The sequence below is a fragment of the Microbacterium sp. UBA1097 genome (assembly GCF_002313585.1).
Taxonomy (GTDB): domain Bacteria; phylum Actinomycetota; class Actinomycetes; order Actinomycetales; family Microbacteriaceae; genus Microbacterium.
Genome location: NZ_DCBW01000027.1, coordinates 1 through 8,450, shown reverse-complemented (window position 1 = coordinate 8,450; position 8,450 = coordinate 1). Strand labels below are relative to the sequence as shown.

Annotated in this window: 14 protein-coding genes; 1 reads left to right on the top strand and 13 read right to left on the bottom strand. The window is 66.1% G+C overall.

Annotation, left to right across the window (positions count from 1 at the left end):
- From B4F19_RS07285 to B4F19_RS07250, 8 genes are all read right to left on the bottom strand, one after another.
- The coding region (locus B4F19_RS07285; RefSeq protein ID WP_292733705.1) for a TlpA family protein disulfide reductase at positions 1 to 570 on the bottom strand (570 nt) is incomplete at its 3' end.
- On the bottom strand, positions 567 to 902 hold the full coding sequence (locus B4F19_RS07280; RefSeq protein WP_260024105.1) for a DUF6804 family protein: 336 nt from the start codon (positions 900 to 902) through the stop codon (positions 567 to 569). The genes B4F19_RS07280 and B4F19_RS07285, both read right to left, overlap by 4 nt.
- Positions 899 to 1,447 (bottom strand): signal peptidase II, encoded by a 549-nt coding sequence (gene lspA / locus B4F19_RS07275; protein WP_228176915.1) that lies wholly within the window; start codon positions 1,445 to 1,447, stop codon positions 899 to 901. Before lspA ends, B4F19_RS07280 begins: the two co-directional genes overlap by 4 nt.
- Positions 1,437 to 2,156 (bottom strand): copper resistance CopC family protein, encoded by a 720-nt coding sequence (locus tag B4F19_RS07270; protein WP_228176914.1) that lies wholly within the window; start codon positions 2,154 to 2,156, stop codon positions 1,437 to 1,439. Before B4F19_RS07270 ends, lspA begins: the two co-directional genes overlap by 11 nt.
- Positions 2,157 to 2,169: 13 nt before the next feature.
- Positions 2,170 to 3,162 (bottom strand): flavin-containing monooxygenase, encoded by a 993-nt coding sequence (locus B4F19_RS07265; protein WP_292726795.1) that lies wholly within the window; start codon positions 3,160 to 3,162, stop codon positions 2,170 to 2,172.
- A gap of 26 nt (positions 3,163 to 3,188) precedes the next feature.
- Positions 3,189 to 3,851, bottom strand: coding sequence for a DsbA family protein (locus tag B4F19_RS07260; protein WP_228176912.1), 663 nt, complete (start codon positions 3,849 to 3,851; stop codon positions 3,189 to 3,191).
- An 86-nt stretch (positions 3,852 to 3,937) separates the two neighbouring features.
- Positions 3,938 to 4,390, bottom strand: a complete 453-nt coding sequence (locus B4F19_RS07255) for a hypothetical protein (protein ID WP_228176911.1) — start codon at positions 4,388 to 4,390, stop codon at positions 3,938 to 3,940.
- Between the two features lie 133 nt (positions 4,391 to 4,523).
- Positions 4,524 to 4,790 (bottom strand): hypothetical protein, encoded by a 267-nt coding sequence (locus B4F19_RS07250; protein WP_228176910.1) that lies wholly within the window; start codon positions 4,788 to 4,790, stop codon positions 4,524 to 4,526.
- A gap of 15 nt (positions 4,791 to 4,805) precedes the next feature.
- Here B4F19_RS07250 and B4F19_RS07245 point away from each other — a divergent pair, with 15 nt between their 5' ends.
- Entirely contained in the window at positions 4,806 to 5,090 is a 285-nt protein-coding gene (locus tag B4F19_RS07245) for a hypothetical protein (protein WP_228176909.1), read from the top strand.
- 414 nt (positions 5,091 to 5,504) lie between these two features.
- Here B4F19_RS07245 and B4F19_RS07240 read toward each other — a convergent pair whose 3' ends face one another.
- The 5 genes from B4F19_RS07240 to B4F19_RS07220 form a co-directional block, all read right to left on the bottom strand.
- Positions 5,505 to 6,137 (bottom strand): recombinase family protein, encoded by a 633-nt coding sequence (locus tag B4F19_RS07240; RefSeq protein WP_228176908.1) that lies wholly within the window; start codon positions 6,135 to 6,137, stop codon positions 5,505 to 5,507.
- Positions 6,134 to 6,889 carry a Fic/DOC family protein gene (locus B4F19_RS07235; RefSeq protein WP_228176907.1) on the bottom strand — a complete coding sequence of 252 codons (756 nt, stop codon included), beginning with the start codon at positions 6,887 to 6,889 and terminating at the stop codon, positions 6,134 to 6,136. Before B4F19_RS07235 ends, B4F19_RS07240 begins: the two co-directional genes overlap by 4 nt.
- The gene (locus tag B4F19_RS07230) at positions 6,882 to 7,085 is read right to left on the bottom strand and encodes a hypothetical protein (protein WP_228176906.1); all 204 of its coding nucleotides are present in this window, start codon (positions 7,083 to 7,085) and stop codon (positions 6,882 to 6,884) included. Before B4F19_RS07230 ends, B4F19_RS07235 begins: the two co-directional genes overlap by 8 nt.
- Positions 7,086 to 7,263: 178 nt before the next feature.
- Positions 7,264 to 7,569 (bottom strand): hypothetical protein, encoded by a 306-nt coding sequence (locus B4F19_RS07225; RefSeq protein WP_228176905.1) that lies wholly within the window; start codon positions 7,567 to 7,569, stop codon positions 7,264 to 7,266.
- A gap of 101 nt (positions 7,570 to 7,670) precedes the next feature.
- A partial coding sequence (locus B4F19_RS07220) for a tyrosine-type recombinase/integrase (RefSeq protein WP_292733695.1) occupies positions 7,671 to 8,450 on the bottom strand: 780 nt, incomplete at its 5' end.

The following is an 8,450-nucleotide window of genomic DNA, read 5'->3' as shown; positions in this document are numbered from 1 at the left end:
GACCAGGGTGGACAGGATCGACGCACCGGCCAACTGCCCGATGATCCGCGCCGCGACCCGCCCCTCCTGGTCGATCACGAGGGTAGTCGGGGTGGCCTGGATCGGGGTTGCCTGCGCGAACGCGAGCTTCACCCGTCCGTCGTTCACGTCTATCACGCTCGGGTAGGTGACGTTGTTGTCCTGAGCGAAGGACAGCGCCGTGGCGGGCTGGTCGTAGGTGTTCACTCCAAGGAACGCGACACCCCGATCCTGGTAGTCCTGCCAGACCTCCTCGAGCATGGGCGCTTCGACGATGCACGGCCCACACGCCGCGTACCAGAAGTTCACCACCAGCACCGCGCCTCGGTAGTCGTCGCTGGACACACGCTCCCCCGTCTCGGTGACCCCCTCGAACACCACCGGCTCGCCGCGGTCCCCCGCTGGGATCTCGACGACCTGAAAGTCGCCGGCGATGAAACCCTTCTCGTTCCCGTCCCTGTATTGCTGCGCGAGCGAGTCGCTGGACGTGCACCCGGCGAGCAAACCGACGGCCAGCAGTACCGAGGCGGCGATGACAGCACGGGGATTCATGGCCGCTTGACCTTGATCAGGGCACCGGCGACCAGGAACACGACCGCCGCGAGTGGCTGCGCGGCCGTCCACACCGGGCCGGCAAACGGGAACGGGAACACCGGGCTCCAGATCACCGCGATCACCGCGAATATCGGCAGCCACCACCATTGCCGCGCCTGGATCGCAAACCAGCCCACGATCACGGCGAAAATTGCCGCAACGAACAACACCAGCGTGAACCAGTCCCCGCCCATCAGCGCCGGAGCGAGGAACAACACCGCGGCGGCGATCAGCCCAGGCGCGAACGCGTTGCGCTGATACACGGACGGGGTGCGCTGCTTCGCCATCATGGTCCAGTCACCGCCGCCCCCGCCGCCGATCCCAAGTGAGCGGTGACCTGCTCTGCTGCTTTCGCGCGGGCACGGCGATGCCGGATCCACATGTTCAGGCCGAGGACGAGGGCACCGGCGCCGAGAGCGACGTCGGCGAGGTTGCCGATGAACAGGTTCCCGTAGGCGAGGAAGTCGGTGACGTGTCCGACCCCGAACCCTGGCGGAGAGAACAGTCGATCGATAACGTTACCGATCGCGCCGCCTAGGATCAGTCCGATCCCCACCGCCCAGGTTTCCGTCCTCGCCCGAGCCGCGGCGACGACCAACACCACCACCGCGCCGACCCCGAGAAGGGTGAGCAGCCCCGTGAAATCAGCGCCGAGCGAGAGGATCGCTCCCGGGTTGAACGCAAGCTGCAGACCGAGCAGGTCGCCCAGCAGCGGGATGCGCTCGGTCTGACTCATTCCGCCTAGCGCGGCCGCTTTCGTTGCCTGGTCGACGAGAACGACCACACCAGCGGCCAGACAGGCGATCGCGAATCGTTGGGACTGCTCACGACTCATCGGCAGGCTCATCCTTCCCTGTGGCGGTGTTCTTGCCGGACTCGGCGGCGACTTCCCGGTCGCGGCGTCGGCGCTCTCGGGCCACCATGAGCACGACAATCAGGGCACCCCCGAGCACGACCGCGCCGCCCACAACGGCGAGCAGGGGGAAGACCTCCCCTCCACCAGAGGGGCCGTTATGCACATCTCCGGCGGGAGTGGCCGTGGGAGAAGAGTCGGGTGTCTGTCCCTCGGTAGCTTCGGGGGCGGGGGCGCTGGTGGGAACCGTGAGGGTCTCGACCGTGTACTGGTGCTCGCTGCTGATGGGGTGGCCGTCGCTGGAGACGACTCGCCATCGCACTGTGAATAGGCCGGCCTGGCCCGGCTGGACAGGTTGGGTGACGGTTGTTCCGTCGATGATTGGTTCCCCGGAGGCGATGTTCTGCCCGTCCGGGGCGATCACCTCGACGATCACCGCGCTGAAATCGGTGAGGATCTCGCCGCTGAACGTCAATGAGATCTGCTCCGGGACCTCGCTGACGGTGCCCCCGGCCTCTGGGGAGGACGAGACGATCTGGTCATGCGCCGCCGCGGGCGGTGCGGCAGCGAACAGCAGACCGACAGCGATCAGCACCCCCGTTACAGCGGAGAACAACCGGAGCCCCCGAAGAGTGCCGGACATGCGCAGCGTGCGTGAGGATGCACGAAAGGTGGCGGGTTCTGTGGTCATCGGGATGGTTCTTTCAGGGCCGGTTGATGATGTGCTGGGCGATCGTCGTCGCGTCTTTCCATACGCCGGCGACGGTGTCGGAGCCACGGCCGCCGTAGCGCGGCATCCCCGCCACGAACAATCCGGGAAGACCGGTCATGGTGCGCCGAGGCCGCGCAGAGCCGTTGGGTTGCGGCAGCCAACGGTCACCGGGGTCGTAACCTGTGGCGAGGATCACCGATCGGGGAGACGCCTGTGTGCCATCGGCGAAGGTCACCACGGCGCCGTTCGCGGCCTCGACTGCGGGGGCGATTGTGACGCCCCGGCGGCGCAGATGCTCGTAGCTGTCGCCGAAGATGGGCTCGGGTCGCCGCGTCCGTGAGAACAGCGGCACGCTTTCGCCTGCCATGGCGGGGTAGCTCATCGCGGGCCGAGGCTGGCGCGGAGTGCGGGTGGACAGAGTGACGGTGTGCGAGGCAGACAGTTCGCGGGCCAGCTGCACGCCGCTGTTCCCGCCGACGACGATCAGCACGTCGCCGGTGGGAATCTGCTTCGGATACAAGTACTCGCTGCTATGGATCACTACCCCCGGCGCCATCAGCCCGTCCGCCCAGTCCGGGACCCGCGGGTGAGTGTGCGCACCTGTCGCGCAGACCACGTTGCGGGTTTGCACCTCCCCCACTGTCGTCGACAGCAACAGCGTCGAGCCGTTGCCCCGATGCTCCACCCCGGTAGCCCGGACATTCCAAACGGTCTCCACACCCAGGCCGGCTTCCACGAAGGTGAGGTAGTCGGCCATCTCGTCCGCTCGAGGCTGCCGGCGTTGATCACCCAGCAGTTGGCGTGGAGGCAGTGCGCTGTGCCGGGCGTCGCTGAGCAGCTCCATCGAATGCCACCGCGACGTCCAGGAGCGCTGCCCCGCCGCGGCCGCGTCCATCACCACGAACTCGTGCTGTGGTCGCAGACCCTCCGAGATCAACGCGGCGGCGACTGCGAGTCCGGCCTGCCCGGCTCCGACGATGATCACCCGTCGATGCGACAATCGCGCCCGCATCACCGGCCACCGTTCACCGCGGCCTGAATGGCGTTCTCGAGGTCATCCCATTCCTGCAGCTCGGCGATCTCACCGTCCACAAAGAACGTCGGAGTGCTGCTCACCCCGAGAGCACGCCCCTCCTGGAAGTCCGACTCCACCCGCTCTGCCGTCGACGGGTCAGCCACAGCGGCATCGTAGGCGGCCATGTCCAGCCCGAGCTCTTCCGCGAAGCCGCGGAACAGGTCAGCGCGCGACTCCTGCGCCTCGCCCCACTCCGCCTGGGTCTCGAACAACCGGTGGTACATGTCCTCGAACCGGTCCTGCTGCGCCGCTGCCTCGGCGGCCAGGGCCGCGTTCTTCGAGTTGAAGTGACCTGGGAGCGGGAAGTACCGGACGACGTAGGTGATCTCCCCCGCGAACTGCTGCCGCAGATCCTCCACGATGGGGTAGAAGGCGCCACACGCCTCACACTCGAAGTCCAAGAACTCCACCACGGTGACGGCACCCTCGCCTCCGTCATCGAGAACATGCGAACTTTCTCGCAACACCTGCGGCGGCGAGGATCCTTCCCCAGAGGCAGGGGTTTGACTGCGGTCGATAAGGACGTAGATCAGCGCGGCCACAACCAGCACGGCTACGACGGCAGCGGTGACGAGGGTCACCTTTAGAGGGGTTTTCACGGGTACTCCAAACCAAGACACGGCACAGGGAAGATCCCGGGCACGCAGCCCGGGAAGCACCACCCCGCGGGGCGGCGTGCCAGAGTTCAGGTTCGAGAAAGACCCAACTGCGTCAACGACAACACCACCGGATGCGCGCGCAGGGCCGGCACAGCAAGCAGCGAAGGCACCCGCGACACCTCACTGAGAACGGGCGATATCCGTCGACGCCACAGCGTTCGCAAGGCCACCATGAACGTCAGGCCACACAGAACACCGAACACACACAACGCCGCACCGGCCAGCGCGTTCGATTCGGACCATGCGCCGCTGGCGGCTTCCTCGTGCTCTGCGGGGGCGTCGGCCACCGGTGCCACGTGCGGGTCCATCAGCCCGGATACCATGAGCGGAATAGACGCCGCCTCGCTCGATTCCGAATGCGCCGTTGCTGCCAGACCGAGCATCAGTAGCAACGTCAGACCGACGCTGGTAATGAGTCTCATTATCAACCACTGCTCGTTCAGCGTCGCGGAGCGCGGAATCCGGGCCGAAGAGACCATCCCCCACAGCCTACAGCGCACACCAAAGAGCACTCAAATGCCGCCACATCTCTGCTGGCGAGCGGGCGTCCGAGTCCCTTCCCGGTCCTCTTCGGCCCGAGCTACTGCGGGCCCCGGTCTACAGCTGTAAGGGTCACCTTCGGCTAGCCCGCCGGAACCGGTGCGTGAGCACCGCGGCGACGATCGCGAAAGTCGTGGCGGCTAGGCCGGCGGGCACGAGCAGATAGGGCACGACCGCGAGCATGGAACGACTCAAGGGGCTGTCAACGGGGATGAGGCTGGCGAGGGTGCAGATGAGGCTCACAAGCGCCAGGACGGCCCATTGGCGGCTGCTGTAGCGGAGCACGCGCACGCCGGCGCCATCGTGCCACCACAGCCGTAAGGGCTCGGGGATCTTCACGACTCTCTCCTGTCGGTGGCTCTATTGTTGCGCGCGCACGCCCCCGGCCGGGGCTGTAGCGCATGCGGCTTCAGCGACTGGTACTCCACCTACCGGGTAGCCGAAACCACCGCCGCAGCGAAGATCATCATTGACACCGCATCGGACCAGATCCTCGGCGCACACCTCCTAGGCCCCGGCTACTCCGAACTCATCAATACCTTCGGCCTCGCCATCAAACTCGGCCTCACCACCCGCCAACTCAAATCCGTTACTGCCACTTATCCCTCCCTTGGCTCGGACCTCGGATCCCTGCTGTAATAGACCGCGAAATCGCTCGCTGTGACTGGGCGAGATAGCCTTCCATGGTTGGTCTCTGCTGAGGACGCAATTCAGGTCCGTTTCGAGGCTCGCCCGGTCCTTCTGACTGGCCAGGATTACGTTCGCCACAGGGAACCGAGGTTGAATCGGCCTGGCGTATACGCGGCATCGGCTGGCTGGGCTTGGACTGCCGGCTACCGATTACCGAGGAGATATTGACGCGATGAGCTCGAATGAACGTTGACGCGGCCACCCAGTGCTCATGCTGTGGCAGAACGATGCCGCGGTTCAAACTGCATGAGTTGCGCGACGGAGCGGCCTACCTGTGTCGCCGATGTGGCCTGTGGATCGCCGTGCGGCTGCGCAACGACAGCGTTCGCTAACGCGCCCTGGCACGGCTGGACGCGAGTAAGTCTATTGCTGGTCGTAGGGAGCAGATGCCTGGAGCGTAGCCGCGCCATGCTGGCGCTCACCAGCTGTCATTTCTGGCTGAGCCATAGCGCGGCGCACGGACGCGGAGCTGACGTGGAGGGTCTTAGCGATCGTTTCCCACGTCGCCGGGGGGTTCTGAGCGCGCATCTGCCGAGCGACCTCGACCCGCTCAGCGCTCATCACCGTTGGCCTCCCACCGACGCGACCCTGGGCGCGTGCGTACTCCAAACCCAGCCGAGTGTTCTCCCGAATCGTGTCCACGCGCAGCTGTGCGAATACTGCGACGATGCCGAACAGGGCTCGGCCCATCGGGGTCGTGGTGTCGATCACCGGTTCAGTGAGGCTCTTGATATCGACGTCCTTGTCCTCCAGCTCGTGCAACGTCTCGATCAGGATGCGCTCGGTCCCGCCAAGCCGATCGAGGCGACGCACCAACAGCACGTCGCCGGCGCGGAGGTAGTCCATGCACGCGAGCCATTGCGGCCGGTCCTTGACCCGGCTGGAGTCGCCGTGGTCGACGAACACACGCTCCGCTCCTGCCGCGTGCAGCTCGGCCTTCTGGGCGTTCGGGTTCTGCTCACGCTTGGACACTCGGGCGTATCCGACGACGGTCATAAGGCCCTCCCCTGCTCCGCTTCACGGCCAAGCATCGTCGGCCGACGCGAGCGGCCTGTCGACGTCGACCGTGCCGAGCGTCCCGGCGCGACGCTGTTCAGGTTGGCGAACGCGCGCAGCTGCTCCATCCGTTCCGGGGTGAGCCGGCCACCCGCGGCTGGTTGCACGATGCGGTCGAAGATTCCGCGCAGTTCGGTGAAGTCCTGTCGTTCCATCGCGGCACGTGACGCCTGGTCGTTTTCGGCCCCGGTGACACGGCTCCAGTCGAGGTCGAATCCGGCGCCGGCGGCGATCTGCGTCCAGAAGATCCGTTGTGTGCGCCCGTTGCCCTCGCGGAACGGGTGCAGGTAGTTCACCTGGTCGTAGTGGTGCGCCAGACGATCCACGAATCGGTCACGGTCCAGGCCGTGCAGCTGGTGCTCGTCCGCGAGTTCCGCGAACGCGAACCCGGCGCCGGACTCCAGCCGGGACACCGGCATGAAGAACTCCGCGCCCGGGTCGGTGCCCTTGCGTATGTCGACGGTGCGCAACTGGCCGGCCCAGTCGTAGACGTCCTGAAAGAGCTGCCGATGGATTGCCTGGAGCTGGCGGAGATCTCCGGTGACTTGCACCGGGCGGGTAATCATCTCGGCCCGTCGCCACTCGGTCAGTTCCGCTTCGGCACGATCCAGCGTGGCGCGGTCGGTCAGGCCGAGCCGGTTGCGGAGGATGCCCGATGCGGGCTCGAGGTACGGGTCGACGAAATCAGGCAAGGCCCCAGCGGGCCCGTGTGCGGCGTCCCAACTCGTCGACGTCGAACTCCCCCGCTGCGTAGGCGGCCGCGTCGGCGCGGTACTCGGCGCCGGCGGTGAGGCCTTCCATCGCTGAGCTGTGGGCGGCGTCGGCCACGACGCGCTCGCGCAGCTCACGCTCGGGTGCGGAAATGGTGCTGGCGATCTTGACGCTCATGGTGGCCTCCCTCGTTGCTTCTAGTCTACCCGACTTGCTCAAAAACCTATAGGGAAGGTTTTGCACAGAATGGGGTTTTGACAAGAGTTTTGAGCATCGAAGCTTCCCCGACATTTCGCGGCGTGCACCGTGCGTCGCTCGGACTGCTCAGAATCGATCGTTTTCGGCGGGCGTCCTCTTAGCTCGGTGAAATTTTTGCCAGCGGCTTCTGGGCACCCGCTTTCTCCGCCGCCAGATGCATCGTTCCCATGCGTGTGGAGTTTGACGCTTTGTGGCGGCGTTCTGTGATCGCACGGTGTCGCAGACAGGGCACAGTGTTGGCCTGCCCGAGGAACCATGCGGCCTTGCCGACACTCTGACACGAGGCCCAGTCGAGGTCCTCGACATCCGTGATCGTCAGACCTACCAGCGTGAGGGGCGGGAGCGTGAAGACATCGGCCGGTCGAGACCGGCCGATGTCTTCACGCGCGGAATTCTGGGGCATCTTGCCCTCCTTCGTACTAATGTGCCGCGGAGTCTAGGGGCACGCGACGGCATATCACGGAGGTTGGCGACACATCTTCAGAGGTCGCGATAGGGCGACGATCAGGCCGCCTCCTCCTGGCGGCCGAAAGCGGCGTGCAGGCGGGCCGCGACCGCAGCGTCCGACGATGCGTAAGCGTGCGCGTATCGGTTCGCGGCGGTCATTGTCGTATGCCCCAGTCGCCGCTGAACATCAACCACCGACGACCCCACCGCGTACGCGAGGGACGCCCCTGTGTGCCGCAAGTCGTGCCATGCCAGCCCGAGCGACTCGAGTCCTGCCCGCTTCTGCGCTCGCCGGAACATCTGGCCCAGCCACGTGCGCGTAAGGATGCCGCCGTCTTCCGTGCAGAACAACAGCGAGCCCTCGGATGACCCGACGTACGCCTCCATGTGACGTCTCAACTGCTCCATGACGAACTCGGGCAGCGCGACCACACGTCGTGATCCCTCCGTCTTGGTCCGCCCGAAAGTGGGCTTCTGCCCCGACAGCTCCAGGATGGCTCGCTCCACTCGGATCGTGCCCGCGTCCAGGTCTACATGGCGACGAGCCAGCGCCCTGAGCTCACCCGAACGCAAGCCAGACCAGGCGGCAACGATCACCGCTGCGGCGTAGCGTTCCGGCATCGCATCCGCGAGACTACGCACCTGCTCAGGGGTCGCGGGTTTGCGCTCCGCGGACTTCACTGTGGCAGCCCCACGAATCCGACACGGATTGCGAGGAATCAACTCCTCCCGCTCCGCCGTCGCGAGAACCGTCCGCAGCACCGCGTACGCCGCAGCGACGGCGGCAGCGCCCGTACCGCGCCGCGTTCGCTTAGCCTCGATCCACCGATGAGCTTG